The organism is Pseudomonas sp. Irchel 3A7 (assembly GCF_900187565.1).
Lineage (GTDB): Bacteria > Pseudomonadota > Gammaproteobacteria > Pseudomonadales > Pseudomonadaceae > Aquipseudomonas.
On sequence record NZ_FYED01000011.1, the window covers coordinates 102,785 to 127,084 of the forward strand.

General features: G+C 59.4%; 26 protein-coding genes and 1 tRNA gene. 11 read left to right on the top strand and 16 right to left on the bottom strand.

Features of this window, described 5'->3' with window-relative positions; genetic code table 11:
• Nucleotides 1-123: 123 nt before the first annotated feature.
• Nucleotides 124-894, top strand: a complete 771-nt coding sequence (tam, locus tag CKW21_RS18825) for a trans-aconitate 2-methyltransferase (protein WP_095195457.1) — start codon at nucleotides 124-126, stop codon at nucleotides 892-894.
• Nucleotides 895-1,216: 322 nt separating this feature from the next.
• Here tam and CKW21_RS18830 read toward each other — a convergent pair whose 3' ends face one another.
• The 7 genes from CKW21_RS18830 to CKW21_RS18860 form a co-directional block, all read right to left on the bottom strand.
• A complete protein-coding gene (locus tag CKW21_RS18830) occupies nucleotides 1,217-1,624 on the bottom strand; it encodes a type II toxin-antitoxin system HicB family antitoxin (RefSeq protein ID WP_095195597.1) in 408 nt (135 codons plus the stop codon).
• A 36-nt stretch (nucleotides 1,625-1,660) separates the two neighbouring features.
• The gene (locus tag CKW21_RS18835) at nucleotides 1,661-1,840 is read right to left on the bottom strand and encodes a type II toxin-antitoxin system HicA family toxin (RefSeq protein WP_095195458.1); all 180 of its coding nucleotides are present in this window, start codon (nucleotides 1,838-1,840) and stop codon (nucleotides 1,661-1,663) included.
• Between the two features lie 432 nt (nucleotides 1,841-2,272).
• A tRNA-Gly gene (locus tag CKW21_RS18840) sits at nucleotides 2,273-2,346 on the bottom strand.
• A gap of 180 nt (nucleotides 2,347-2,526) precedes the next feature.
• Nucleotides 2,527-3,411 (bottom strand): alpha/beta fold hydrolase, encoded by an 885-nt coding sequence (locus CKW21_RS18845; protein WP_095195459.1) that lies wholly within the window; start codon nucleotides 3,409-3,411, stop codon nucleotides 2,527-2,529.
• A gap of 312 nt (nucleotides 3,412-3,723) precedes the next feature.
• The gene (locus tag CKW21_RS18850) at nucleotides 3,724-4,416 is read right to left on the bottom strand and encodes a pseudouridine synthase (protein WP_095195460.1); all 693 of its coding nucleotides are present in this window, start codon (nucleotides 4,414-4,416) and stop codon (nucleotides 3,724-3,726) included.
• Nucleotides 4,417-4,450: 34 nt separating this feature from the next.
• A complete protein-coding gene (locus CKW21_RS18855; protein ID WP_095195461.1) occupies nucleotides 4,451-4,669 on the bottom strand; it encodes a cysteine-rich CWC family protein in 219 nt (72 codons plus the stop codon).
• Nucleotides 4,656-6,149, bottom strand: a complete 1,494-nt coding sequence (locus CKW21_RS18860) for a sensor domain-containing diguanylate cyclase (RefSeq protein WP_095195462.1) — start codon at nucleotides 6,147-6,149, stop codon at nucleotides 4,656-4,658. Before CKW21_RS18860 ends, CKW21_RS18855 begins: the two co-directional genes overlap by 14 nt.
• 331 nt (nucleotides 6,150-6,480) lie before the next feature.
• Here CKW21_RS18860 and CKW21_RS18865 point away from each other — a divergent pair, with 331 nt between their 5' ends.
• Both CKW21_RS18865 and CKW21_RS31645 read left to right on the top strand, forming a co-directional pair.
• Complete coding sequence (locus CKW21_RS18865; protein WP_095195463.1) at nucleotides 6,481-6,726, top strand: hypothetical protein; 246 nt, start codon at nucleotides 6,481-6,483, stop codon at nucleotides 6,724-6,726.
• Nucleotides 6,727-6,893: 167 nt separating this feature from the next.
• A complete protein-coding gene (locus tag CKW21_RS31645) occupies nucleotides 6,894-7,343 on the top strand; it encodes a hypothetical protein (protein ID WP_095195464.1) in 450 nt (149 codons plus the stop codon).
• A gap of 115 nt (nucleotides 7,344-7,458) precedes the next feature.
• On the opposite strand, the gene CKW21_RS18875 is transcribed toward CKW21_RS31645, so the two are convergent.
• Nucleotides 7,459-8,574 carry an enoyl-CoA hydratase/isomerase family protein gene (locus tag CKW21_RS18875; protein WP_095195465.1) on the bottom strand — a complete coding sequence of 372 codons (1,116 nt, stop codon included), beginning with the start codon at nucleotides 8,572-8,574 and terminating at the stop codon, nucleotides 7,459-7,461.
• Nucleotides 8,575-8,706: 132 nt separating this feature from the next.
• Here CKW21_RS18875 and ung point away from each other — a divergent pair, with 132 nt between their 5' ends.
• Entirely contained in the window at nucleotides 8,707-9,399 is a 693-nt protein-coding gene (gene ung / locus CKW21_RS18880) for a uracil-DNA glycosylase (protein ID WP_095195466.1), read from the top strand.
• A 113-nt stretch (nucleotides 9,400-9,512) separates the two neighbouring features.
• On the opposite strand, the gene CKW21_RS18885 is transcribed toward ung, so the two are convergent.
• Genes CKW21_RS18885 through CKW21_RS18905 form a run of 5 tightly spaced genes read right to left on the bottom strand, consistent with a single transcriptional unit; the run spans nucleotide 9,513 to nucleotide 14,891 of the window.
• A complete protein-coding gene (locus CKW21_RS18885) occupies nucleotides 9,513-10,553 on the bottom strand; it encodes an AbrB family transcriptional regulator (RefSeq protein ID WP_095195467.1) in 1,041 nt (346 codons plus the stop codon).
• Nucleotides 10,546-12,060: a tripartite tricarboxylate transporter permease gene (locus tag CKW21_RS18890; RefSeq protein WP_095195468.1), complete on the bottom strand. Its 1,515-nt coding sequence runs from the start codon at nucleotides 12,058-12,060 to the stop codon at nucleotides 10,546-10,548. Before CKW21_RS18890 ends, CKW21_RS18885 begins: the two co-directional genes overlap by 8 nt.
• A 1-nt stretch (nucleotide 12,061) precedes the next feature.
• Nucleotides 12,062-12,520 (bottom strand): tripartite tricarboxylate transporter TctB family protein, encoded by a 459-nt coding sequence (locus CKW21_RS18895; RefSeq protein WP_095195469.1) that lies wholly within the window; start codon nucleotides 12,518-12,520, stop codon nucleotides 12,062-12,064.
• 58 nt (nucleotides 12,521-12,578) lie between these two features.
• Entirely contained in the window at nucleotides 12,579-13,559 is a 981-nt protein-coding gene (locus CKW21_RS18900; protein WP_095195470.1) for a tripartite tricarboxylate transporter substrate binding protein, read from the bottom strand.
• Nucleotides 13,560-13,598: 39 nt separating this feature from the next.
• Entirely contained in the window at nucleotides 13,599-14,891 is a 1,293-nt protein-coding gene (locus CKW21_RS18905; protein ID WP_095195471.1) for an OprD family porin, read from the bottom strand.
• Between the two features lie 238 nt (nucleotides 14,892-15,129).
• Here CKW21_RS18905 and CKW21_RS18910 point away from each other — a divergent pair, with 238 nt between their 5' ends.
• On the top strand, nucleotides 15,130-15,801 hold the full coding sequence (locus CKW21_RS18910) for a response regulator (RefSeq protein ID WP_075947499.1): 672 nt from the start codon (nucleotides 15,130-15,132) through the stop codon (nucleotides 15,799-15,801).
• A complete protein-coding gene (locus CKW21_RS18915) occupies nucleotides 15,794-17,182 on the top strand; it encodes a sensor histidine kinase (RefSeq protein WP_095195472.1) in 1,389 nt (462 codons plus the stop codon). The genes CKW21_RS18910 and CKW21_RS18915 overlap by 8 nt, the downstream gene beginning before the upstream one ends.
• Before the next feature lie 148 nt (nucleotides 17,183-17,330).
• Here the strand turns inward: CKW21_RS18915 and CKW21_RS18920 are convergent, their stop codons facing one another.
• Together CKW21_RS18920 and CKW21_RS18925 are read right to left on the bottom strand one after the other, a co-directional pair.
• Nucleotides 17,331-18,152: an HDOD domain-containing protein gene (locus tag CKW21_RS18920; protein WP_095195473.1), complete on the bottom strand. Its 822-nt coding sequence runs from the start codon at nucleotides 18,150-18,152 to the stop codon at nucleotides 17,331-17,333.
• A 34-nt stretch (nucleotides 18,153-18,186) separates the two neighbouring features.
• The gene (locus tag CKW21_RS18925; protein ID WP_095195474.1) at nucleotides 18,187-19,128 is read right to left on the bottom strand and encodes a folate-binding protein YgfZ; all 942 of its coding nucleotides are present in this window, start codon (nucleotides 19,126-19,128) and stop codon (nucleotides 18,187-18,189) included.
• Between the two features lie 149 nt (nucleotides 19,129-19,277).
• Between CKW21_RS18925 and CKW21_RS18930 the strand changes: the two genes are divergently transcribed.
• On the top strand, nucleotides 19,278-19,532 hold the full coding sequence (locus CKW21_RS18930; protein WP_007898624.1) for a succinate dehydrogenase assembly factor 2: 255 nt from the start codon (nucleotides 19,278-19,280) through the stop codon (nucleotides 19,530-19,532).
• Nucleotides 19,516-19,968, top strand: a complete 453-nt coding sequence (locus tag CKW21_RS18935) for a protein YgfX (RefSeq protein ID WP_095195475.1) — start codon at nucleotides 19,516-19,518, stop codon at nucleotides 19,966-19,968. The genes CKW21_RS18930 and CKW21_RS18935 overlap by 17 nt, the downstream gene beginning before the upstream one ends.
• On the opposite strand, the gene nadB is transcribed toward CKW21_RS18935, so the two are convergent.
• A complete protein-coding gene (gene nadB / locus CKW21_RS18940; RefSeq protein WP_095195476.1) occupies nucleotides 19,937-21,553 on the bottom strand; it encodes an L-aspartate oxidase in 1,617 nt (538 codons plus the stop codon). The genes CKW21_RS18935 and nadB overlap by 32 nt on opposite strands.
• 558 nt (nucleotides 21,554-22,111) lie before the next feature.
• Between nadB and rpoE the strand changes: the two genes are divergently transcribed.
• The 3 genes from rpoE to CKW21_RS18955 are packed head-to-tail and all read left to right on the top strand — an operon-like array spanning nucleotide 22,112 to nucleotide 24,280.
• Entirely contained in the window at nucleotides 22,112-22,693 is a 582-nt protein-coding gene (gene rpoE / locus CKW21_RS18945; RefSeq protein WP_003172477.1) for an RNA polymerase sigma factor RpoE, read from the top strand.
• A gap of 31 nt (nucleotides 22,694-22,724) precedes the next feature.
• Nucleotides 22,725-23,312: a sigma-E factor negative regulatory protein gene (locus CKW21_RS18950; protein ID WP_095195477.1), complete on the top strand. Its 588-nt coding sequence runs from the start codon at nucleotides 22,725-22,727 to the stop codon at nucleotides 23,310-23,312.
• A gap of 8 nt (nucleotides 23,313-23,320) precedes the next feature.
• Nucleotides 23,321-24,280 carry a MucB/RseB C-terminal domain-containing protein gene (locus CKW21_RS18955; RefSeq protein ID WP_095195478.1) on the top strand — a complete coding sequence of 320 codons (960 nt, stop codon included), beginning with the start codon at nucleotides 23,321-23,323 and terminating at the stop codon, nucleotides 24,278-24,280.
• Nucleotides 24,281-24,300: the final 20 nt, after the last annotated feature.

Below are 24,300 nucleotides of genomic sequence, written 5' to 3' on the forward strand. Positions count from 1 at the left end.
TGTTGAAAGAGCCCAATGATGTTTCCTGCCGAAGGGGGAATAGAGCCGAGCCTATGAGTCGATGTATCGTAACGGACCGGTTGTTGACCTTCGGGTTGGACAACGCACCGACAGGAGAACGCAATGAGTTGGTCCGCCAAACAATACGTCGCTTTTGAAGATGAACGCACCCGTCCCGCCCGTGACCTGTTGGCGGCGATACCCGCCGCAGACGTGCGCTCGGCCATCGACATCGGTTGCGGTCCCGGTAACTCGACCGAATTGCTGGTGGAGCGCTTTCCCGGTGCTTCAGTGCGCGGGCTGGACAGTTCGACCGACATGATCGAAGCGGCGCGCAAGCGCTTGCCGCAGGTGCAGTTCGACATTGCTGATATCGATACCTGGAACGACAGTGGCCCGTTCGATGTGATTTTTGCCAATGCGGTGTTGCAGTGGGTGCCCGATCACGCCACGTTGTTGCCTTCGCTGGTGAACAGGCTCGCCCCCGGTGGCAGTCTGGCGATTCAGATGCCGGATAACCTCAATGAGCCTTCGCATCGGTTAATGCGCGAAGTGGCGGCTGACGGTCCCTGGGCGAGCAAGCTTGCCGGTGCCGCCGTGCAACGCACGGAAATGGCCGATGCCAGTGGCTATTACTCAATCCTCAAAGCCTGCTGCACCCGCGTCGATGTGTGGCGCACCACCTACCATCATCCACTCGCAGGCGGTGCGTCGGGTGTGGTCGAGTGGTTCAAGGGTAGCGGTCTGCGGCCGTTTCTCGATCCGCTGGATGAGACGGAGCGGGCGCAGTACCTGAAGCAGTATCTGGCCGCCATTGAGCAGGCCTATCCGGCGCTGGCCGATGGTTCGGTGTTGCTGCCGTTTCCGCGGTTGTTTCTGGTGGCGACTCGCTGATGCGAAAAAAGGGCCGGATGACGATCGTGTCATCCGCCCCTTTTCTTTGAACGCCTGGCACTCAAGTATTCGAAGATAAACGAAGCAAAGCCGAACAACCCGATCATTGAAATGATCATGATCCCCAACTCTGAACTGTCCATGCTGACCTCTTGGCGAATGGTGAGCGGGCAGAGTAAGGCATCTGTCGTCGGGCTCACCGCGGCTCTACGGAGTCTTTACGAGCGGGTGGAGATCCATACGCAAACTATACGAGTACCTGCAAGAAACACTCGGCGCTGAGCGCTGACCAGTCTCATCATCGGTCGCTCCGGTTCTTTCATCAGCTCTGCTGCAACACCTTCAGTGCTGCCGAAGCCAGAAAGCCCGAACGGCTTTTCTCTTCCGGGTGGTGCAGCACGTACTCATCAATCCGGTTGAGCAGGTAGCCAGGCAGTGTGATGTTCAGTTTCTGGGCCTTGCCCAGATATTTGGTTACGTCGATATCCACCAGTGCCCACGCACACCCTGCGTACTTTGGATTGGCAGCGTGCAAAGTCACTTTATTCGCGGGCGGAATTGGCGACCCGTCTTCGGCCAGTATCTCGAAGTGACCTTCAATGGCTTCCCGGGCCATGGCCATGGCGTCATCCAGATCTTCGCCAGCGGAAAAGCATCCCGGAATGTCCGGGATCTCCACGCCCCAGGCGTGTTCGTCATCGCCCATTGAAATCGCAATTGGGTAAAGCATGTTCATTGTCCTCCGAGGACTGGGCGCATCGGCTCGTTAAAGCAGCGCCTGTTGCAAAATACTGATGGCCGTTTTCTTGAGCAGATCTTTTTTGGGATGAGGGACCGTCACCAGCCCCGGCTTGGTCGGATGCTTGAAGTGATGGTGGCTGCCTCTGATACGTACCAGATACCAGCCGTCCGCAACGAGTTGGCTAATCGAAAATCGGCTATTCACATCACCTCCTTGTGGTGTGCTTGTGGTTATTATACCTACTGATTTTTTGAATCAACACTATAACCACCGAAACCGTCCTGGCTTCGATGACAGAGGGTGCTAGGGATCGAGTCTAGAGGGCACTACGGCGATGGCTTCACGCAAGGCTCAATTGAAGTGCTTTGTGTATTGCCAGATTTTACTGATAGGGCAACACGCTCAAATCTCAGCCGAAGATGGCCAACACTTTCTCGCATCGGCAGGCATGAAAATGCTAATGCGGGAACAAATTTGATAATAAATCCGTGGTTTTCGAAAAAAACGCTAACGAACTTCAGGAAGGCATTAGCGCCCAAGGAGTCAAACCCCAGACACAAAAAAACCGGCCATCAAGGCCGGTTTTTTCTTTACCTGCATCCCCCGTCAAAAACCAACGTGAGACTGAAATTCGATTGGAGCGGGTGAAGGGAATCGAACCCTCGTTATCAGCTTGGGAAGCTGGAGTAATGCCATTATACGACACCCGCTCGGAGCGGCTGACTTTGTACCAGATGTGCGCATGGAAATGAAGTTTTTCTTTGCGCTGCATGGCTTTGGCACAAGTGAAACACGCCAGAAAACTGCATGGCGGTCGTTCGCGGGCAAGCCTCGTTCCTGCAGGAGTGCGTTAAGGCTGCAGAGCGGGGCTTGCTCGCGATGACGCTGTTTCAGATGGCCAATGCATGGTGGTCCTGGACGTAGTGGAAACGCGGTCGGCTTTCATGCTGCGCCGGCTTCAGGAAACCCATCAGTGCGTTGCGGCTGTCTCGGCAAGCGGATTTGTGTTCCATGTCGAGAAAGTGGCCGGTGGCCTGCAGGGTGCTGAACGTGCTGTGTTGCACGTGGCCGGCGAACAGTCGGGCGTCTTCCGCGGCGGTGTACTCATCCCATTCGCCGTTCATGAACAGCACCGGTACGTTGATTTTCTTCGCCGCGTTCAGGTAGCACTGCCGATCGCTGTTGAGCACATCGCTGATGTGAAAGTGCATCTGCCCGTACTCATGCTCAGCCAAAGAGCTGACATGCTTGTAGTTGAAGCGCTTGAACAGCGACGGCAAGTGTTTGCCGATGGTGCTGTTCACCAGGTTGCCGACCCGGTCGCCATCCCGGCTGCCGAGGTAATCGACGCCGCGTTCGAGATAGTCGAGCATGTGGGCGTTGACCACCGGGGAGAACGAGCTGATCACGGCTTTTTCGATGCGCCGTGGCCGTTGGGACAGCGCGACCATGGTCGCGGCGCCACCAAAGGAAAACGACAGCACGTGTTCGGCGGCGAAGTGGTCGATCAGCTCGAGGAGGATCTGCCCTTCGATTTCCTTGGTCAGCATTTTCTCATGCAGGTTGTGGGCTTTTGACTTGCCCGCGTAGGGCTGGTCGTAGCAGACCACATTGAAATGCGGATAAAGGTTTTTCACGGTTTGTGCAAACGACGCAGTCGTGGCCATCGAGCCGTTGACCAAAATGATGGTCTTCTCTGCGGCGTCTGCGCGATAGAACTCCGTGTAAACCCGATACTGACCCTGTATATCCAGCACAGCGATTTCTGGCCTCATGTCATAAGACTCCTGGCAAGCGGGTATGCGCGCAAAAGAGATTGCACGAGCTTTGTGACAGGTAGGCATATGCCTTGGAATTTGCTAGCCCATGTCGATCCAATGCAGTCCGGTCGACGGGTATTGTTATTGGCGGGCAGTCTGCCGGATGAGGCCGGAACCCATGGGTTCCTACCGGCAAAAAGTTTCTTGGATGTATCTTGTGACTCATCGGTCACATTTCGGCCGACGTCCTGATTCAAGCAGGGGTCACATCATTGCGCAAGTGCATTTGATAAATTGTTCGACAACTTCTGCTGAGCGGTAGGCTGCTTAGATCGATTCGATCTCTTCATCGCTGAGTGGGCGGTATTCGCCCGGTTTCAACGTGCTGTCGAGTACCAGCGGCCCCATACGCTCGCGGTGCAGGCGCATCACCTTGTTGTCGAAGTGGCCGAACATCCGCTTCACCTGATGGTAACGACCTTCGACGATGCTCAGGCGTGCCGATTTCGGCCCCAACAGCTCTAGCCCGGCCGGTTGGGTGGTGAGGTCTTCGAAGGCGAAGTACAGGCCTTCAGTGAATTTGAGGGCGTATTCAGGGCCTATGTCTCGCTCGGTTTCGACGTAATAGACCTTCGGCAGTTTGGTCTGCGGCTGGGTCAGGCGGCGAGACCAACTGCCGTCGTTGGTGATCAGCATCAGGCCGGTGGTGTTGAAATCCAGGCGACCGGCGATGTGCAGTTCGTCCTTGTCCGGTTCATGGATCAGGTCGAGTACGGTCGGGTGCTGCGGGTCACGGGTGGCGCTGACGCAACCGGCCGGTTTGTGCAGCATGAAGTGACGCAGCGGCTTGCCGGCTTGCAGGACCTCATCATCGACTTCGACGCGGCTGAACTCGCGGACTTCGGCGTGGGGGTCGCTGACGACTGTTCCGTCGATGCTGACGCGCTTTTCCACCAGCAACAGGCGCACCTGCTTACGGTTGAAGCGGGGCAGGTTGCTGAGGAAGCGGTCGACGCGCATGGCTCAAGGATCGGTGAGGACAGGGCCGCGCATCTTACTTGATCAGCTGGGGCGCTGCCTGCAACTGCGCCTCGACTTCGGCGCAGCGCGGACACAGGCAAGAGGCGTTGCGCAGTTCTGCCGGCAGCGCTTCAAGTACCCCCGGGTCGATGCTGACGCCGTAGCACCAGCACGCCCGATCGGCGGTTCGCGGGTCGGCCAGGGCGCAGTCGTTGGGGGCGCCGCAGGCGGGGCAGAGGTCAGGCTGGTTCATAGCTGGAGTGAGGCTTTTCCACACAGGTACGGTTGCGGCCACTTTGCTTGGCCCGGTACATCGCATGATCGGCCCGCGACAGCAGTGTATGCAAGGTGTCATCGGGTTGCAGGGTGGTCAGGCCGATGCTGACCGTCAGATGCAAGCGGCTGCCGTTGTAGGCATACAGCTGCTGCGCCACGTGCTGACGAATTTTCTCGGCAATCATCAGACCGGTCTCACCGTCGGTGTCCTTGAGCAGCACGATGAACTCTTCGCCGCCCCAGCGGCAGACGATATCGGAGTGGCGCAGACAGCTCTCCAGATCCCTGGCAAAGCCGATCAGCACCTGATCGCCGGCCAGGTGGCCGTAGGTATCGTTCAGGGCCTTGAAGTGGTCCAGGTCCAGCAGCAATGCCGTCAGCGGCTTGGGCTCGCGCTGGGCTTCGTGCATGGCTTGCGCAGCGAGCAGGTCGAAGCCGCGGCGGTTGGGTAGTTCTGTCAGGCTGTCGAGGGTCGCCTGGGCGTGAATCCTGCTCTGATAACGCTTGATCACCCGGTTGAGCAGAGCGAGGACGGTCAGGGTGACCACCAGGCAGATCAGCAGGTTGAGGTACAGCGAGCGACGGATCTCACTGAGGTCGCCGTCTTCGCGTTTGTCGACGAACAAGTACCAGTTCAGTTCCGGAATGAACCGCACGTTGAGGAAGTGTCCCTGGCCCTGGCCGGAATACTCGTAGCTGCCGCTGTGAGGCTTGGGCAACTGAGTGATCAGATTTTTCATGCTCTCGAGTTCACCCAGGGTCTGCCCGGCCCGTGCGCCATCCGGACCACCCTCGGCGCCGGTGAGTACCAGGCGTCCGAAGGTGTCGACGAAGTACACGCTGCGCTGGTAACGCTGCTGGTATTTGTCGATCAGCTTGATCACCGCATCGACGGTCAGCCCGACACCCGCCGCGCCGATGAAACGGTCGTTGTAGTCATAGACCTTGTAGTTGATGAAAACGGTCAGGTTGTCTCTGTTGGCAAGATCCGGATCGACGTTGATCTCATAGGGATCTTTCATGTCGCGCACGCGGAAGTACCAGGTATCGCGGGGTTCAGTGGCCTTGACCTGCTTGAGTACGCCCTTGGCGTGGTAGTAGGTCAGGCTGGTGTTGGAGACGAAAAAGGCGGTGTAGGCGCCGTAGTGGGTCATGACCTCATTGAGATAGCGGGTCATTTGGTCGGTGTCGCGTTCGCCGTTTACCACCCAGTCACGCATGAAGGTATCGCGGGACATCATCGAGGAAATCAGGATCGGTCTGACCAGGTCTTTCTGGATTTCCGAGTAGACGGTGTCCGAGGTCAGTGGCAGTTCGGTGTTGACGATGTTGTCGCGGATCGATGCCCGCGACGCGTAGTAACTGAGGAAGGAGGTGGCCAGGAAACCTGCGCCCAACAATGCGACCAGCGTGAGGACCAACGAGCGTTGAGAGTACAGCGGCGATCGAAGCGGCATGGCAGTTCCGTTGACAGTTGTCCGATGGCAAGCATTCTAGTGGCAATGGCGGGGAAAAGACTGCTGCATTTGCAGGGCGAATCGGCAAGGATCAGGGACGTCGTTGTCTTAACTGACGCCTTCGCGGGCAAGCCTCGCGCCTACAGGTTCAGCGTCCGTGAATCGTGAGCTCAACACCGCTCTGTCAGATACCGGGTGCGCCTGCGCACCGCAATGGGACGTCTCGGCCACTGATCCGAAGGTTGGCCAGGCGGCGCACTTGATAGGGGATTGTGAGTCAAAACAGAAGCCAGTCGGCCTGTTCCGGCTGCGGGTCTTTCAGGAGGCCGCCATGTTTCGACGACTGTTGCTCGGTGCTGCGTTGGGTCTTGGATTGTCCGGTTGTTATTACTACGCCGGTGGCTACGACGTCGTGTATCCCGCCCCTTATTACTATCCCGGTTATTCGCCTTATTCCTACTATTACGGCCCGCGTTACTACCATGGCCCACGCTTTTACGGTGGCTATCGCTATTACTACTGGGGTGGCCACGCGCCACGTTATTACGGCGGTGGATATCGCGGGGGACGCCACTAATCAGCGCGTGAATAGATGAAAAACCTTTCATCGGCGACATGTTTCAACTTGTTGCGGGGTCGCACCAGATTCCGAAATCGATGTCAGATATTTCGACAGTTGCAGAACATTCAGCTGTCGCCCACCCGCGTCGCTGGTGTGGCTCACTCGCGGTCCAGGAGGCCGCTATGTATCGACGATTTCTACTGATTGCTGTGTTGGGATTGTCCTTGGGTGGATGCGTGCCTTATTCCGATGGAGGAGCCGGATACTACAGTTCAGAAGTCTATACATCGCCGGCGCCGGCCTATTACTCCAGCGGCGGGCCTTACTATTACAACGGTGGGTATTACACACCACCGCGCCGGTATTACGCGCCGCCTGCCAGGTATTACCAGCCGACGCCGCGCTATTATCATCAGCCGCGGGTCTATCAACCGGCACCGCGCTACTACCAGCACTCGCCGCGTCACTATCAGTCACGGCCGGACTACAGGGCGCATCAGAACCATGGTTGGGACGGTCGCAACCGTGGCGGCTGGGACAATGATCATCGTCGCGGACGAAACGACAATCACGATCGTCGAGGCGGCCGCAATGGGCGTGGCGATCACGACGGCCGGGGTAATCACCGCTAATCCGGTGTAAACGCCATTCCCTTTGGGAGCGAGCCTGCTCGCGAAGGCGGCATGTCAGACAGCTTTTATGGCGTCTGACACTCCCTCTTCGCGAGCAGGCTCGCTCCCACAGTTTTTATTGGTACTCCGACAAGTCTGCCAACGGATGCCGCCCCTCCCAAACCTTGTGAAAATGCGCCTGCACCACCGCATCCGGCACATTGTTGATGTCCGGCCAGTGCCAATGCGGCTTCTGATCCTTGTCGATCAGCCGTGCTCGCACACCTTCGCTGAACTCCGGATGCCGACAGCAATTGAGGCTCAGGGTGTATTCCATCTGAAAGACTTGCGCCAGCGACATGTGCCGGGCGCGGATGATTTGTTCCCACACCAGATGAGCGGTCAGCGGCGAGCCTTCGCTCATGGTCCGCGCGGCGCGGCTGAGCAGCAGGTCAGTGCTATCGCGTAGCCCGCTGATGGCTTTCCAGGCGCAACGCACATCGCTGACATCCAGCAGTTCATCGATACGCTGGCGACGCGGCAACCACTGGGCTTCGGGCATCTGGTCGACGGCTTCCTGCTGCAAGGCCTTGAGCAGACTGTTGAGCTGCATCGGCGTCTGTTCCTGCCAGTTCAGCTGCAACAAACCTTCAATCAGCGCTTCCTGCTGCTCATCGAGCAGGAAGCGGTCGGCCAGGTCCAGATCGATCGCATCGCGACCGTTCATATGGGCGCCGGTCAGGCCGAGGAACACGCCAAGCTTGCCGGGCAGGCGCGACAGGAACCAACTGGCGCCGACGTCCGGATACAGGCCGATACTGATCTCCGGCATCGCCAATCGACTGCTCGGCGTGACAATGCGAGTGCTTGCCCCCTGCAGCAGGCCCATGCCGCCGCCGAGTACATAACCGTGCCCCCAGCAGATCAACGGTTTGGGGTAAGTGTGCAGGCTGAAGTCCAGGCGGTATTCCGAATTGAAGAAATGCGCGGCCAGCGTTGGCACCTCACCCGGATGGGCACGACAGGCCTCCACCAGGCTGCGCACTTCGCCGCCGGCGCAGAAGGCCTTGGCGCCGTGGCCGCGCAGCAGGACGCAGACGATTTGCGGCTCCTTGGCCCAGGCGTCCAGTCGGTCGCGCAGGGCATTGATCATCGGCAAGGACAGGGCGTTGAGCGACTTTTCTGCGTTGAGGGTGGCAACGCCAATGCGGGCGCCGTCGGTGCCGGTGAGTTCTTCGAAGTGCAGATTCATCGTGACCTCGATCGGGAATTTGAGGGTTAAGTATGATCGCTGTGTGGGAAAGTGCCGGATCTGCGTCAGATCAATTGACAAGCGTGGTGAGGCTTCTTAGGGTTCGCCCCATTGTTTTTGCCGGATATGACCATGACTGCTGACGACCGTATCAAACTCGAACCGAGCTGGAAGGAGGCACTGCGTGCGGAATTCGACCAGCCCTATATGGCAGAGTTGCGAAATTTCCTGCAGCAGGAGCGGGCGGCCGGCAAGGAAATCTATCCACCGGGTCCGATGATCTTCAACGCGCTCAATTCCACGCCGCTGGACAAGGTCAAGGTGGTGATCCTCGGCCAGGACCCGTATCACGGCCCGGGGCAGGCCCATGGCTTGTGCTTCTCGGTGCAACCGGGCGTGCCGGCGCCACCGTCGCTGGTGAACATCTATAAAGAGTTGAAACGCGACCTGAACATCGACATCCCCAACCACGGCTACCTGCAGAGCTGGGCCGAGCAGGGCGTGCTGATGCTCAACACCACCATGACCGTGGAGCGCGCCAACGCCAACGCGCATAAGGACAAGGGCTGGCAGTTTTTCACGGATCGGATCATTGAAGTGGTCAGCCAACAGCAACCGCATCTGGTGTTTATGCTGTGGGGCGCCCATGCCCAGAGCAAACAGAAGTTGATCGATGCCACCAAACATTTGGTGTTGACGTCTGTGCACCCGTCACCGCTGTCGGCCTATCGCGGCTTCCTCGGTTGCGGACACTTCAGCCGGACCAACAAGTTCCTTGAGCAGAATGGCGAGTCGCCGATCGATTGGCGGTTGCCGCCGGTTTGATGTGGTGTCCGTGATGGCCCCTTCGCGAGCAGGCTCGCTCCCACATGGGGTTTTCGGTGTTCACAACACCTATGTGGGAGCGAGCCTGCTCGCGAAGAGGGCAACTCGGTCTTTCAGACAGAATCCGGGTTGCGGTTCCAATACCTGAACAACGGCTCCGCCAGAAACAACACAAACAGCAGCCGCATCACTTGCATCGCCGTCACCAGCGGAACCGACAGTTGCAGGGTCTCCGCCGTCAGGCTCATCTCTGCAATGCCACCGGGCATCATGCCCAGGGTCAAAGAGCGCAAATCCAGGTGGGTCAGGGCACTCAAACCCAATGCCGCCGCGGTCGCAATCAACATGGTCAACACCGTGCCAACCAACGTCCGGCCCATGAACGACGGCGCGCGACGGAAAAACTGCCGATTGAAATGACAGCCCAGGCCGCTGCCGATCAGCCATTGACCGATCTGGCTGCCGCCGTCGGGCAATCCGATATGCAGGTCCCAGCCGATGCTGACCGTTGCACTCACCAGCAGCGGCCCGAACAGCCATGGGTTGGGTTGACGCAAACGTTCCCAGATCCAGGCGACCAATGCGCCTGCGGGAAACAAGATCGCCAGCCAGCGCCAATCGATGCTGCCGGCGTGGGAAATAGGCGTGCCGTCGCCCAACAGATATTTGAATGCAGCCGGCACACACAGCACCACCACCAACACCCGCAAGCTCTGGCCGGCAGCGACCCGGCTGAGTACCGCACCGTTGCGGGCGCCGAGGTTGACCATCTCCCCGGAGCCGCCGGGCATGCTGGAGAAGAACGCCGTGGCGCGGTCTTCGCCGGTGCGCCGCATCAGCCAGACCCCGACCACCGCGGACAGGCTGGTGACCAACGCACCGAAGAAGATCAGGCCGAAATGACTCAAAACCTGCTCCATCACCACCGGGGTGAAGTGCAGGCCAATACCGATGCCGACGATCCACTGACCGCACTTGCGACCGCCAGGGATTTCCGCCAGTTGCCAGGGCGTCAGGCAGCGAACCAGGATGATCGCCAGCAACGAGCCGACCATCCATGGCAGCGGCCAGCCGACCTGGCTGGCGAGGTAACCGCCCAGCAGGCCGACCAGTGGGGTGCCCCACCACGCTTTGAACGGTGTCCGGTCAGACATCGGCAATGACGCGCCGGGCAACCGAACGTTTGCGCCAGATGCGCACAATCGGCACCAGCAACATGACCACGATCAACCCCCAGACACCCATGGTGATTCCGCTCGACCAGAGAATATCCAGCGAACCGTTGGAAATCGACAAAGCCCGACGCAGGTTCTGCTCCATCAAGCCACCGAGGATGAAGCCCAGCAAAACCGGCGACAATGGGAAGTCCAGCTTGCGCAGGATGTAGCCGAAGATGCCGATACCGATCATCAGGAACAGATCGAAGGTGGTGGCATGCACCGCATACACACCGATGGCGGTGATGATGGCGATCATCGGCACCAGCGCCCAGTTCGGTACGGCGAGGATCTTGGTGAAGAAGCGGATCATCGGAATGTTGAGGATCACCAGCATGATGTTGGCGATAAACAGCGACGCGATCAGGCCCCAGACGATGTCCGGTTGCTGTTGAAACAGCAGCGGGCCTGGCGTGATGTTGTACAGCGACAGCGCGCCGATCATCACCGCCGTGGTGCCCGAACCCGGAACGCCGAGGGTCAGCATCGGCACCAGCGCACCGCAGGCTTCGGCACCGATGGCGGTTTCCGGGGCTGCGAGGCCGCGCTTGTCACCCTGGCCGAATTTGCCGTTCGGCCCGGCGATGCGTTTCTCGGTCATGTAGGCCACGGCGCTGGCCAGCGTCGCGCCGGCTCCCGGCAGCACGCCCATGATGAAACCGAGCACCCCGCAACGCATGTTCACCCAGAACACCGAAGCGGCTTCCTTGAAGTTGAACAGCATCCGGCCGGTGGCCTGGAAGGCTTCCTGGCCACGGTGGGTTTTTTCCAGCAGCAACAGGATTTCGCTGATGGAGAACAGGCCGAGCACCAGCACCACGAACTGAATGCCGTCGGTGAGGTGAATGTTATCGCCGGTGAACCGGTACACACCGCTGTTGGCATCAATGCCGACGGTCGACAGGAACAGGCCGATCAGCGCGGCAATGAACGTCTTCAGGGGACGGTCGCCGGCCATGCCGCCGAGGCAGACAATCGCAAAGACCATCAGCACGAAGTATTCCGCCGGACCGAAGGCAATCGCCCATTTCGCCAGCATCGGCGCGAACACCACCATCCCGCAGGTCGCAATGAAAGCACCGATGAACGAACTCCAGGCCGACAGCGACAACGCGACACCGGCCAGGCCCTGGCGGGCCATCGGGTAGCCGTCGAGGGTGGTCATCACGGTGGAGGCTTCGCCCGGAATGTTCAGCAGAATCGAGCTGATCCGGCCGCCGTATTCGCAACCCAGGTAGACCGCGGCCAACAGGATCAGCGCCGACTCCGGCGGCAGGCCCAGGGCGAAGGCAATCGGGATCAGCAATGCCACGCCGTTGATCGGTCCCAATCCCGGCAGCAGGCCGACGATCGTACCGATCAACGTACCGCTGAGCGCGGTCACCAGGTTGTAAGGGGTCAGTGCGACGCCGAAGCCGTGACTCAAATAACCAAGCGTATCCATATCAGTTCTCCAGAACGTCGAGCAGGCCCAGAGGCAGTGGCACGTCCATGACTTTGTCGAACAGGAGGTACAGGCCGACGCTCATCAGGCTGATGATCACCACGCCCGGCAACCAACGCCCGCCATACAGGCGTGCCATCGGAATGCCTACCAGCATGCTGCTGAGGATGAAGCCCAGCGGTTCGAACAGCCCGGCGAAAACCAGCAGCAACAGCACGCAGACACCAATCTTGGTCAGGGTCTCGCGGTCCATCGGCGGATCTTCATCGGTGTGCTTGATCGGCGAGGGGCGATACACCATGTACACCAGCGCCAGGCCCATCAGCCCCAGCATCAACAAGGGGAAAGCCCGAGGGCCGATCGGTTCGTAGGAAAAAGGTGCCTGGTAGGGCCAGGCCATCAGCACCAGGCTGAGGCAGGCCAGCAACAGCACCGAAGCAAAAATGCGTTGTAAGAGCATGGGGAACTCCTGTGCCACGGCCCCGCAAAACGGGACCGTGGCCGCTAGACAGTGACGATCACTGGATCAGGCCGAACTCTTTGGCCAGCACCTTGTAGTCCGCGACCTGTTTCTTCACGTAGGTGTCCAGCTCCTGGCCGGTCATGGCGAACGGGAACAGTTCACGCTGGTCGCGCAGCTTGGCAAAGTCTTCGGACGCCAGCAGCTTGTCGAAGGAGTCCTTCCACCAGGCGTAGTCTTCGTCGCTGACTTTCGGCCCCAGGTAGAAACCGCGAACCACCGGCCAGACGATGTCGTAGCCTTGCTCTTTGGCGGTTGGAATGTCTTTCATTTCCGGCTCGTCCAGACGCTTGTCGGAGAACACCGCCAGCAGGCGCATGTCACCGCTCTGGATGTGCGGCATGGAGTCGGAGATGTCGGTACTGCCGACCTGGATGTGGCCGCCAAGCAGGGCCGTGGCGATTTCACCGCCGCCTTCGAGGGCGACGTAACGCAGGTCGCGCGGGTTGATCCCGGCGGCCTTGGCAATCAGGGCGGTCTGCATCCAGTCCTGGCTGCCGACGGTGCCGCCGGAACCGATCACCACTTTGCTCGGGTCTTTCTTCAGAGCCTGTACCAGATCGTCCAGGGTCTTGTAGGGCGAATCGCTTTTCACCGCGATGGCGCCATAGCTGGTGCCGACGGCCGCGAGCCAGCGCACGTTGGTTTCATCGAAACGACCGAACTTGCCTTGTGCCAGGTTCAGCAGCGAACCGCTGGACCACGCCACCAGGGTCCCGGCATCCGCCGGCCGCTGGGCAACCACCGCGTTGTAGGCCACCGCGCCGACACCGCCGGGCATGTAGGTCACACGCATCGGCTTGGTCAGCAGCTTTTCATTCACCAGCGCGCTTTGCGCCAGTTTGCAGGTCAGGTCGAAACCGCCGCCAGGGGACGCCGGGGCGATGCATTCCGGGCGCTTGGGTTCAGCCATCAGTTGGCCGGCGAACAACATGCAGCTGGCGGCGAGGGCTACTTTTTTACGCATTGACAGGTTCATTCAAGTCTCCTTGGGAGTTTTTGTTATGGACGTACTGAATTACCAAAGGGCAACGCTATAGCTCACCAGCAGACGCACTTCATCGGCATCGCGAGCAGAATAATTGGAACGGTAAGTGGCATTGCGCAGGCGGAGGGCGACGTCCTTGAGGGCGCCACTTTGCACGACATATTTGATCTCGGTATTGCGTTCCCACTCTTTGCCTTCATCACCGTTCTTGAGTTTGATGTTGTCACCGCTCAAGTAGCGGCTCATGAAACTCAGGCCGGGAACGCCGAGTTTGGCGAAGTCGTAGTCATAACGTGCCTGCCATGAGCGCTCTTCGGCGCCGGCAAAGTCGTTGATTTGCACGAAGTTGACCAGGTACGGGTCGGCGCCATCCACATAGGGGAACGCGCTGTCGCCGGACATGTGCTGATAGCCGGCGCTGAACTTGTGCCCGCTCAAGGCGTAATTCACCAGGCCATTGAGGGATTTGTTGTCGATCTTGCCGCCACGGGCTGCACCCTCGTCATCACTGATGGCCAGGCGCAAATCGGTACCGAAGGTCCCCGGCCCGAACGGCTGCGAGGCAATCACACCGAGGAAGTGCTGGTTATAGACTTCATCGAGTTGCGCGAAGTGGTAACTGCCGGTGATTTTGTCGGTGAACTTGTAGTCCACGCCGCCAAAGTCGAAATGCTTGCCGGCAACCGTACCGGCGAAACGGCTGTTCTTGTTGTTGAGGGCGATGTCCTCGAAATCCGTGCTGTCGCGGTCCTTGGCTTTTTCCAGGCGCCCGCCGGTGAAGGTCAGGTTCTTGATCTCTTTGGACGTCAGCAGGCCGCCTTCAAACGTCTGCGGCAGGATGCGCCCATCGTTTGGCTTGAGGATCGGCAATTCCGGTATCAGGCTGCCGATTTTCAACTCGGTGGCGGAGACCTTCACTTTGCCGGTCAGGCCCAATTTGGAGTATTCGTCAGCCGCGCGACCGTCATCGTGGGTCGGCAGCAGGCCAGTCCCGGTACGATCAGGACTGGAATCGAGCTTGACCCCCAACATGCCCAACGCATCGACCCCGAACCCCACGGTGCCGTCGGTGTAACCCGATTGCAGATTGAGCATGAACCCCTGGGCCCACTCGTCACGCTTGGACTGTTGGGCGCTGGTGCCATCGCGAAAATCGCGGTTGAAGTACATATTGCGGGTTTCGAAAGTGGCCGAGCTGTCTTCGATGAAATCGGCCTGGCTCAACGGCGAAAAGCCGGCAAGCGCGGCAGCACTGGCAAGGGCAGTGTGGCTGAAACGGGAGAGGCGGGCAGGCGCGCAAGCCTGGGTCTGCAAGGACTGCATGGGTGACGTACTCCGTTTATTGTTCTTATTGGTCGAAAACGCTTCGTGGCGTTTTTCGGGTCGCTGTGTGGCAGCAGCGACGGAACTTGAAACATTCCGTAACTCGACTCTAACCAGCCAACCTTTCGCTAACCTTTCATCAGGCTTTAACGGCTTTGCGGGCTTCACAGCAGCGGAGGTGGCTGTAAACTCCGCGCCAAAGAATGGCGTCGACCATCCCTGAATGAGGTAAAGATCCATGCGTGTTCTGCTCGTCGAAGACCATCTGCAGCTCGCCGAAAGCGTCGCCCAGGCGCTCAAGAGCACCGGGTTGACCGTGGATGTGCTGCACGACGGCGTGGCTGCCGACCTGGCGCTGGGCAGCGAGGAATACGCCATGGCGATCCTCGATGTCGGCCTGCCGCGCATGGATGGTTTCGAAGTGCTGGCGCGTCTGCGCGCGCGGGGCAAGAACTTGCCGGTGCTGATGCTGACCGCGCGCAGCGACGTGAAGGATCGTGTCCACGGCCTTAACCTCGGCGCCGACGATTACCTGGCCAAGCCTTTCGAGCTCACCGAACTCGAAGCCCGGGTCAAAGCCTTGTTGCGCCGTAGCGTGCTGGGCGGTGAAAGGCTGCAACGCTGTGGCGTGCTGGCCTATGACCTGGACACCCGGCGCTTCACCCTGGGTGAAGAGTTGCTGACCCTGACTTCCCGCGAGCAGGCCGTGCTCGAAGCACTGATCGCTCGTCCCGGCCGGGTGATGAGCAAGGAGCAACTGGCCTCTCAGGTCTTCGGTCTGGACGAGGAGGCGAGCCCCGACGCCATCGAAATCTATGTGCATCGCTTGCGCAAGAAACTTGACGGTCAACCGGTGGCCATCGTGACTTTCCGCGGTCTCGGTTATTTGCTGGAAAGCCGCGATGCATAAGCCCAGCAGCCTGCGCTGGCGCCTGCTGTGGAACCTGGCGCTGTTGTTGGTGGTGTTGATGCTGGCCAGCGGTTTGAGCGCCTATTGGAATGGTCGCGAGGCTGCCGACACCGCCTATGACCGGACCTTGCTGGCCTCGGCGCGGACCATTGCGGCAGGTGTTTCCCAACGTGACGGAACGCTCAGCGCCGACGTGCCTTACGTGGCGCTGGATACCTTCGCCTACGACAGCGCCGGGCGGATTTTTTACCTGGTCAACGACATCCACCAGAACCTGATTTCCGGTTACGAAAACCTACCCGCTCCACCTCCCGGAACACCGCGCACCGATGATTACCCGGCACTGGCGCGTTTTTACAACGCCACCTATCGCGGGCAGAACGTGCGCGTGGTCAGCCTGCTCAAGCCGGTCAGCGAACCGAACATGAACGGCATGGCGGAAATTCGTGTTGCCGAAACCGATGAGGCGCGGGTGAGCATGGCGCGCAGCCTGGCGGCGGATACCTTGCTGCGCTTGGGCATGCTGGCGGTCGGTGCGCTGCTGTTGGTGTGGTTTGCCGTCAGCGCCGCGCTGCGTCCACTGGAGCGCTTGCGCACGGCGGTGGAAGAGCGGCAATCCGATGATCTGCGTCCGTTGCCGTTGGTGGAAGTCCAGCATGAGCTGTGGCCATTGGTGCGTGCACTGAATCACTTTACCGAACGCCTGCGTGAGCAATTCGAGCGGCAGGCGCAATTCATCGCCGATGCCGCCCATGAACTGCGTACGCCGCTGGCAGCCCTCAAGGCGCGACTTGAGCTTGGCCTGCGGGCGAACGAGCCCGAAACCTGGCGCAGTACCCTGGAAAACGCCGCTCAGAGTACCGATCGCTTGACCCATCTGGCTAACCAGTTGCTCTCCCTGGCGCGGGTCGAAAATGGCGCCCGGGCGATTGCCGAGGGCGGTGCGCAGTTGCTGGATCTGAGTCAACTGGCGCGTGAACTGGGCATGGCCATGGCACCGCTGGCCCACAAGCGCGGGGTGGCGCTGGCGCTGGAAGCGGACGAGCCGGTATGGCTGCGGGGCGAGCCGACCTTGTTGAACGAGCTGTTGAGCAACCTGGTGGATAACGCGCTGGCCCACACACCTCCAGGCGGCAACGTCATTCTGCGGGTCTCGGCGCCGGCGGTGCTGGAGGTCGAGGACGATGGCCCGGGCATTCCCCTGGAGGAGCGTGACCGGGTGTTCGAACGCTTTTACCGACGCAACCAGCAAGTGGCCGGATCTGGTTTGGGCTTGGCGATTGTCGGCGAGATCTGCCGCGCGCACCTGGCACAGATCAGCCTGCACGATGGCGAGCGGGCGGGGTTGAAAGTACGGGTGAGTTTTATTGCCGGGGAGTGAATGCTGCTTTTGTGGCGAAGGAGCTTGCTCCCGTTGGGCTGCGAAGCGGCCCTCAATCCAGACACCGCGGTATCCCGGACAAACTGCTATTTAGCAATTTTACGACTGCTTCGCAGCCGAGCGGGAGCAAGCTCCCTCCCCACAATGATCAGTAAAACATCGAGCGCGTTTCTTCCAGGTCGGCGCACATTGCCTTGTTGTCCGGATCGATCCCGAGCTTGATGAAGGCCGGCACGTTGAAAGGATCAATGCGCGAGATCGGGTGATCGGTGTCCTTGTGGCAATACAGGCTGGCCACTTGCACCAGGTCGACGTAGTCGATCTTTCCAGACTGTCGCTTGAAATTCAGGTACAGCTGCGGCACTTGCACCAGCATGTCCGGAAACTCCCAAACCCTGAGCAGCTTGTCGCCGAGCAACGGGTGAATGTGGTCGATCACATGGTTGAGGCTGACCGGATCCGACAGCAGTTCATAGTGATCTTCGGCGTAGGTCAGGATCGGCAGTACACCGATCTGATGCACCAGCCCGCCAAGGGCTGCCTGATCGGGCTTGAGCTGGGTATAGCTGCGGCACAACGCATAACTGACGCCGGCGATTTCCAGGCTCTTGCGCCAGACTTCGCGCATCTTCTGTTCCACTACTTCGGAACGGGCATGGAAAATCTGCTCCATGACCAGGCCGATGGCCAGGTTGCTGCTGTAGTTGATGCCCAGGCGCGTGATCGCCGTGTGCAAGTCGGTGACTTCCTGGGTGGCGCGCAACAAGGGGCTATTGACCACTTTGATCAGGCGTGCCGACAGCGCGGCATCGCGGCCGATCACTTTGCTCAGGGTGCTGATGCTGATTTCCGGATCTTCAGCGGCCTTGCGAATCTGCAACGCCACTTCCGGTAATGTCGGCAGAACCAGGTCATCATTATCGATGGCCTCAACCAAATCCCTCTGGACCTTTTCCGCCAGCTCACTCATTTCGTTTCTCTAGGTGTCGCAAAAAATACTGCGGTTAACGCTGGATTTCGCGGTCGCGGTCCAGTTGGTAAGGCAGGTCGAGCAAATGCAGGGCAGGGCCGTCAAGCGCGCCGACGTGGATATCACCGGCCTCGGCCGCTTCGGCTTGCAACACCGCCAGCAGTTCGATGTGCTGACCGGTACTGGCAGCCAGCACCACTTCACCGATCGAACTGGCGTGGCTTGGGGAAAACAGTTGGGTGCCGGGTTCCGGCAGTTCGCTGGCATCCAATTGCACGCGATACAGGCGACGCTTGAGTTTGCCCAGGTACTGCATGCGCGCGACGATTTCCTGGCCGGTGTAGCAGCCTTTTTTGAAACTCACGCCACCGACGGCTTGCAGATTGAGCATTTGCGGGATGAACAATTCGCGGGTGCCTGGCATCACCTGGCCGATTCCGGCGCGGACCTGGCCCAGCAGCCATTGGTTCAGATCACCTTCGGCCAGCAGGGCGGACAGTTTGCCCTTGATGACATCGGCTTGATCGGCGGCGACCCACAGCTCGGCACGATCAGGCGAAACGCGAATGGCGATCAGACCGTCGTGGCGCGCAACGCTGTCGGTTTCTGCCGGCAACCCAAGCCCGAGGCTATTGAGTGCTGCATCACCCTGTTCAACGCCGAAGCGAACCCAGGCGGTGCTTTCGTCGGTCAACTTGGACTTGGAGAACACCGCGTACTTCTTCAGGTCCGCCAATTGCGGTTCCAGCAGTTCGCGGGCCATGGCCAGGAGCACACCATCGCCTTCGAGCAGAATGCGGAAGCTCGATTGCATCCGGCCTTTCTGCGTGCAGCGCGCACCGAGGCTGGCCTGGGTGTCGCTCAGGTAATTGAGATTGCAGGTCAATTGGCCTTGCAGGAACTTGCCGGCGTCCGCGCCGCGGACCGCCAGAACACCTTCATGAGACAGCGTGCAGAAAAAAGCAGAATCGGCCATGGGTCATCGCAGGGTAAAGAGTCTGGCGGACATGATAAGGGGGCGCCCTCGAAATGGGTAGTTCACAAAGGATCGTCGGTGACCGACCAAAGCCGACTGTTCGATGAGGCGCGGGGCTGTATACTTGCGGCCTATTTGAGGAGCGCTCCATGGTCGAAGATGTTGAACTGAATCGCCTCTACTGGCACAGCCGTCGCGGCATGCTTGAGCTTGACGTGTTGCTGGTGCCGTTTGTGAAAGAGGTCTATCCGCACCTCAACGAAGTGGACCGCGCCTGCTACGTCAGGTTGCTCGAATGCGAAGATCAGGACATGTTCGGCTGGTTCATGGAGCGTGCCGAATCGGAAGATCCGGAGCTTCAGCGCATGGTTCGCATGATCCTGGATCGTGTCCAGCCCAAGTAATTCGTTCGAATGCCGCTGGCATGCCTCACGGCATTTGCTGGCGGCCTATCTTTTGGCCCAGTTGTCTGTGCTGGGTGCGTTGTTTCTACTCTCTATTCCGCTCTGGGCTTGTCTGTTCGGCGCTTTTTGCTGCCTGCTGCACGCCACCTGGACGCTGCCACGACAGATACTGCTGACGCATCCACACGCGTTCCGTGGCTTGCGACGCGACGCCGAGGGCTGGCAGTTGTGGAGTCAGGCAGCGGGGTGGCAGCCGGTACAGATGAGGCCGGACAGCCTGGCATTGCCATGGCTCGTTGTGCTGCGCTTTCGTTTGCGCGGTGAGCGGCGAGTCAGGGCCATTTGCGTGCCCCGGGATTCGCAGGCGGCGGATCTGCACCGACGCCTGCGGGTCCGGCTCAAGTTCAGTCGGCGTAGGTGGGCGGCACCAGAATAGTGTCCAGGGCCACTGGCAACATGTTCGGATAGTCGAGTGTGTAATGCAGGCCTCGACTTTCCTTGCGTTCCATGGCTGAGAGGATCATCAGTTCGGCGACCTGGGCCAGGTTGCGCAGTTCGATCAAGTCCCGGCTGACTTTGTAGTTGCTGTAGAACTCGTCGATTTCATCGAGCAGCAGGCGTACTCGATGCTGGGCCCGCTGCAAGCGCTTGTTGGTACGCACGATGCCGACGTAGTCCCACATGAAGCGCCGCAGTTCATCCCAGTTGTGCGCAATGATCACATCTTCATCAGAGTCGGTCACCTGGCTCGCATCCCAGGCGGGCAGGGCGACAGGGGCAGAAACCTGCGGCAGCTGCTCCATGATGTCTGCCGCCGCCGAACGGGCGTAAACAAAACATTCCAGCAAGGAGTTACTGGCCATGCGATTGGCGCCGTGCAGGCCCGTGAAGCTGGTTTCGCCAATCGCGTACAGCCCCGGCACATCGGTGCGGCCTTGCTGGTCGACCATGACGCCGCCACAGGTGTAGTGCGCCGCCGGCACCACTGGAATCGGTTGTTTGGTGATGTCGATGGAAAACTCGAGGCAGCGTTCGTATACGGTCGGGAAGTGCGACTTGATGAACGCTTCGGATTTGTGGCTGATGTCCAGGTAAACGCAATCGACGCCCAGACGCTTCATTTCATGGTCGATGGCCCGTGCGACGATGTCCCTCGGGGCGAGTTCGGCCCTTGGATCGAAGCGCTGCATGAAACGCTCGCCGTTGGGCAGTTTCAGGTGCGCACCTTCGCCGCGCAGGGCTTCGGTGATCAGGAAGCTCTTGGCTTGCGGGTGATACAGGCAAGTGGGGTGGAACTGGTTGAATTCCAGGTTCGCCACCCGACAGCCCGAACGCCAGGCCATGGCGATACCGTCACCGCACGCGCCGTCGGGATTGCTGGTGTAGAGGTAAACCTTGGCTGCGCCGCCGGAAGCGAGGATCACGAAACGGGCGCCATAGGTGTCGACTTCGCCGGTGCCGCGATTGAGCACATAGGCACCCAGGCAGCGATCGCCCTCGAGTCCGAGGCGTTTTTCCGTGATCAGGTCGATAGCCACCCGCTGTTCCAGCAGTTCGATGTTCGGCCGCTGTGTGGCTTGGGTCAGTAGAGTCCTGAAAATGGCCGCACCGGTGGCATCGGCGGCATGAATGATCCGTCGATGACTGTGGCCGCCTTCGCGAGTGAGGTGGAATTCGAATCCGCCATCTTCAGTGCCGGACTGTTCATCGCGGGTAAAGGGTACGCCCTGATCGATCAGCCATTGAATCGCTTCTTTACTGTGCTCGACGGTAAAGCGCACGGCGTCTTCGTGGCACAGGCCGCCGCCGGCATTGAGCGTGTCGTCGACGTGGGATTCGACAGTGTCGGTGTCGTCCAGCACGGCAGCGACGCCGCCCTGGGCCCAGAACGTCGAGCCGTTGGCGAGGTCGCCTTTGCTCAGTACGGCGATGCGCAAATGACCGGGCAAGGTCAGCGCAAGGCTCAAGCCGGCAGCACCGCTGCCAATTACCAGAACATCGTGTTGAAACTGTTGGCTCATTTCAGGATTCCGCTCAAGGCGACCCGGGTCGGGGGAGGCGCTGGACATCTGGACATGCAAGGTCAGGCAACCGCACAGCCCACTAGTATATAGAGGGGGGGAGCGGCACAATAGCCGGGTCCATATGGCATTGTGAAACTACTGTGACGGAAAAAACCGGACGCTTCGTCGGATGGATATTTGGTCGGTTCGGCGACAAGAGGACTGTATCGTGGATTTAACAGTCTTTTTCGCTTCATGGTTGCACAATGTCGGATTCGCGCAGCTATAAATATTTGGAACTTTTGCCAAAGGCCCAAGATCAATAGACGGTTGCCTGATAAAAGGGACAGTGTCGGTTTCAGTGGAGGATCTGCAGCTGGATCCTTGTCGCGAATCCGATGACAAGATTATTCGCGCAGCCGGGGCATCTCGCGCTGCGCTTTTCGTGCGTGCCGGTTCAGAGGCCGCAGGAAACTTGCCTGGAGGGGGAGAACTTTTGCGAAAAGCCCGAGTCTATGTTTGCAAGCCCGGTCGTTTAGTGATGCAAGCCTCCTCCGAGCTTATCGAGGAGTGTTCATGCTAACCCAGGAAGAGGATCAGCAGCTGGTCGAACGCGTTCAGCGCGGCGACAAGCGTGCTTTCGATCTGCTAGTGCTGAAATACCAGCACAAAATTCTCGGGTTGATCGTGCGTTTTGTGCACGACACCCATGAAGCCCAGGATGTGGCGCAGGAAGCCTTTATCAAGGCGTATCGCGCGCTTGGAAATTTTCGCGGAGACAGTGCGTTTTATACGTGGCTTTACCGCATCGCCATTAACACGGCGAAAAACTATCTGGTTTCACGCGGCCGTCGGCCGCCGGATAGCGATGTCAGTTCCGAGGATGCAGAGTTCTACGATGGCGATCATGGCCTCAAGGATCTCGAGTCGCCAGAACGGGCTTTGCTGCGGGATGAGATCGAAGGCACCGTCCATCGAACCATTCAGCAACTGCCGGAAGATTTGCGTACGGCTTTAACTTTACGTGAATTCGATGGTCTGAGTTACGAGGACATTGCGAGCGTCATGCAATGTCCGGTGGGCACCGTGCGCTCCCGGATTTTCCGCGCCCGGGAGGCCATCGATAAAGCCCTGCAGCCGTTGTTGCAGGAAAACTAAAGACAGCGGCGACAGCCAAGAGAGGAACGCCATGAGTCGGGAAGCCCTGCAGGAATCGCTGTCCGCAGTGATGGATAACGAAGCGGACGAATTGGAATTGCGTCGGGTACTGAGTGCCTGCGACGATGTTGAAACCCGTGAAACCTGGGCTCGTTATCAGATCGCTCGGGCAGCGATGCACAAGGATCTGTTGCTTCCACGCCTGGATATCGCAGCGGCCGTCTCTGCAGCTCTGGCTGACGAAACCGTTCCGGCAAAAGTCTCCCGTGGTCCATGGCGCAGCCTGGGTCGCCTGGCAGTGGCTGCTTCGGTGACCGTTGCCGTACTGGCAGGTGTTCGTCTGTACAACCAGGATGAGATCGCTGGTGTCGAACTGGCGCAGCAGTCGACCCAACAGAATCTGGCTGCTCCTCAAGTAAAAGGCCCGGCTGTTCTGGCAGGCTATAATGAGGGTTCGGAAGCCACTGGCCCTATGGCCAACGGCGTATTGCAAGGTCAGCCGGGCTGGCACGATCAACGTCTGCCGAGCTACTTGCGTCAACACGCTCAACAGGCTGCACTGAAAGGTACTGAGAGCGCTCTGCCTTACGCGCGTGCAGCAAGCCTGGAAAACCGTTAAGGAGGATCATGCGCGCCATACCTCTACTTTCGCTTCTGCTGAGTGGCTGGTTTGTTGTTCCAGCCCACGCCGATGAAGCCCAGGACTGGTTGACCCGTCTTGGTCAGGCCGAGCAGCAGCAAAGCTTTCACGGTACTTTTGTCTACGAGCGTAACGGTAGTTTTTCTACCCATAACATCTGGCACCGCGTCCAGGACGGAAAGGTCCGCGAGCGTTTGCTCCAGCTCGACGGCTCAGCGCAGGAAGTCGTACGCATTGATGGTCATACTCAATGCGTCAGCGGCACCCTGATAGCCGGGCTGGGGGATTCGCCAAACTCCGCAGCTCGTACACTCGATCCACAAAAGCTCAAGAACTGGTATGACCTTGCTGTCATCGGCAAGTCGCGCGTGGCCGGGCGTGCGGCAGTGATTGTTTCACTGACGCCCCGCGATCAACACCGTTACGGGTTTGAACTGCATCTGGATAAAGAAACCGGCCTGCCGCTCAAATCGTTACTACTTAACGACAAAGGGCAGTTGCTGGAGCGCTTCCAGTTCACGCAACTCGATACCGTCGATCTTCCCTCGGACAGTGATTTGCAGCCTGGCGCTGATTGCAAGCCAATCAACCTCGCCAGCGACAAGGCCTCGGCGATCAAGGCTGCACAGGTCTGGCATTCGGATTGGTTGCCTCCCGGCTTTGAGCTGACCAGCAGTTCTGCACGCAAGGATCCGCAAACCAAAACCCAGGTCAGCAGCCTGCTCTATGATGATGGCCTGGCGCGATTTTCGGTGTTCCTGGAGCCTTTGAATGGCGCTGCCGTCATCGACACTCGAACTCAGTTGGGTCCCACCGTTGCGGTTTCCAGGCGCTTGACCACACCACAAGGCGAGATGATGGTGACCGTGGTAGGCGAAATTCCGGCAGGCACCGCGGAGCGAATTGCGTTATCCATGCGTACTGATGCCGCTGCCAGCAAGCAGTGAGCTGAAATCGAAATGTTTCG

Excerpts from the sequence above, each read along its gene's own strand:
- tam (WP_095195457.1), top strand. The coding sequence starts at position 124 with ATGAGTTGGTCCGCCAAACAATACGTCGCTTTTGAAGATGAACGCACC.
- CKW21_RS18830 (WP_095195597.1), bottom strand. The coding sequence starts at position 1,624 with ATGCTTTACCCAATTGCGATTTCAATGGGCGATGACGAACACGCCTGG.
- CKW21_RS18845 (WP_095195459.1), bottom strand. The coding sequence starts at position 3,411 with ATGAGGCCAGAAATCGCTGTGCTGGATATACAGGGTCAGTATCGGGTT.
- CKW21_RS18850 (WP_095195460.1), bottom strand. The coding sequence starts at position 4,416 with ATGCGCGTCGACCGCTTCCTCAGCAACCTGCCCCGCTTCAACCGTAAG.
- CKW21_RS18855 (WP_095195461.1), bottom strand. The coding sequence starts at position 4,669 with ATGAACCAGCCTGACCTCTGCCCCGCCTGCGGCGCCCCCAACGACTGC.
- CKW21_RS18860 (WP_095195462.1), bottom strand. The coding sequence starts at position 6,149 with ATGCCGCTTCGATCGCCGCTGTACTCTCAACGCTCGTTGGTCCTCACG.
- CKW21_RS18865 (WP_095195463.1), top strand. The coding sequence starts at position 6,481 with ATGTTTCGACGACTGTTGCTCGGTGCTGCGTTGGGTCTTGGATTGTCC.
- CKW21_RS31645 (WP_095195464.1), top strand. The coding sequence starts at position 6,894 with ATGTATCGACGATTTCTACTGATTGCTGTGTTGGGATTGTCCTTGGGT.
- CKW21_RS18875 (WP_095195465.1), bottom strand. The coding sequence starts at position 8,574 with ATGAATCTGCACTTCGAAGAACTCACCGGCACCGACGGCGCCCGCATT.
- ung (WP_095195466.1), top strand. The coding sequence starts at position 8,707 with ATGACTGCTGACGACCGTATCAAACTCGAACCGAGCTGGAAGGAGGCA.
- CKW21_RS18885 (WP_095195467.1), bottom strand. The coding sequence starts at position 10,553 with ATGTCTGACCGGACACCGTTCAAAGCGTGGTGGGGCACCCCACTGGTC.
- CKW21_RS18890 (WP_095195468.1), bottom strand. The coding sequence starts at position 12,060 with ATGGATACGCTTGGTTATTTGAGTCACGGCTTCGGCGTCGCACTGACC.
- CKW21_RS18895 (WP_095195469.1), bottom strand. The coding sequence starts at position 12,520 with ATGCTCTTACAACGCATTTTTGCTTCGGTGCTGTTGCTGGCCTGCCTC.
- CKW21_RS18900 (WP_095195470.1), bottom strand. The coding sequence starts at position 13,559 with ATGAACCTGTCAATGCGTAAAAAAGTAGCCCTCGCCGCCAGCTGCATG.
- CKW21_RS18905 (WP_095195471.1), bottom strand. The coding sequence starts at position 14,891 with ATGCAGTCCTTGCAGACCCAGGCTTGCGCGCCTGCCCGCCTCTCCCGT.
- CKW21_RS18910 (WP_075947499.1), top strand. The coding sequence starts at position 15,130 with ATGCGTGTTCTGCTCGTCGAAGACCATCTGCAGCTCGCCGAAAGCGTC.
- CKW21_RS18915 (WP_095195472.1), top strand. The coding sequence starts at position 15,794 with ATGCATAAGCCCAGCAGCCTGCGCTGGCGCCTGCTGTGGAACCTGGCG.
- CKW21_RS18920 (WP_095195473.1), bottom strand. The coding sequence starts at position 18,152 with ATGAGTGAGCTGGCGGAAAAGGTCCAGAGGGATTTGGTTGAGGCCATC.
- CKW21_RS18925 (WP_095195474.1), bottom strand. The coding sequence starts at position 19,128 with ATGGCCGATTCTGCTTTTTTCTGCACGCTGTCTCATGAAGGTGTTCTG.
- CKW21_RS18930 (WP_007898624.1), top strand. The coding sequence starts at position 19,278 with ATGGTCGAAGATGTTGAACTGAATCGCCTCTACTGGCACAGCCGTCGC.
- nadB (WP_095195476.1), bottom strand. The coding sequence starts at position 21,553 with ATGAGCCAACAGTTTCAACACGATGTTCTGGTAATTGGCAGCGGTGCT.
- rpoE (WP_003172477.1), top strand. The coding sequence starts at position 22,112 with ATGCTAACCCAGGAAGAGGATCAGCAGCTGGTCGAACGCGTTCAGCGC.
- CKW21_RS18950 (WP_095195477.1), top strand. The coding sequence starts at position 22,725 with ATGAGTCGGGAAGCCCTGCAGGAATCGCTGTCCGCAGTGATGGATAAC.
- CKW21_RS18955 (WP_095195478.1), top strand. The coding sequence starts at position 23,321 with ATGCGCGCCATACCTCTACTTTCGCTTCTGCTGAGTGGCTGGTTTGTT.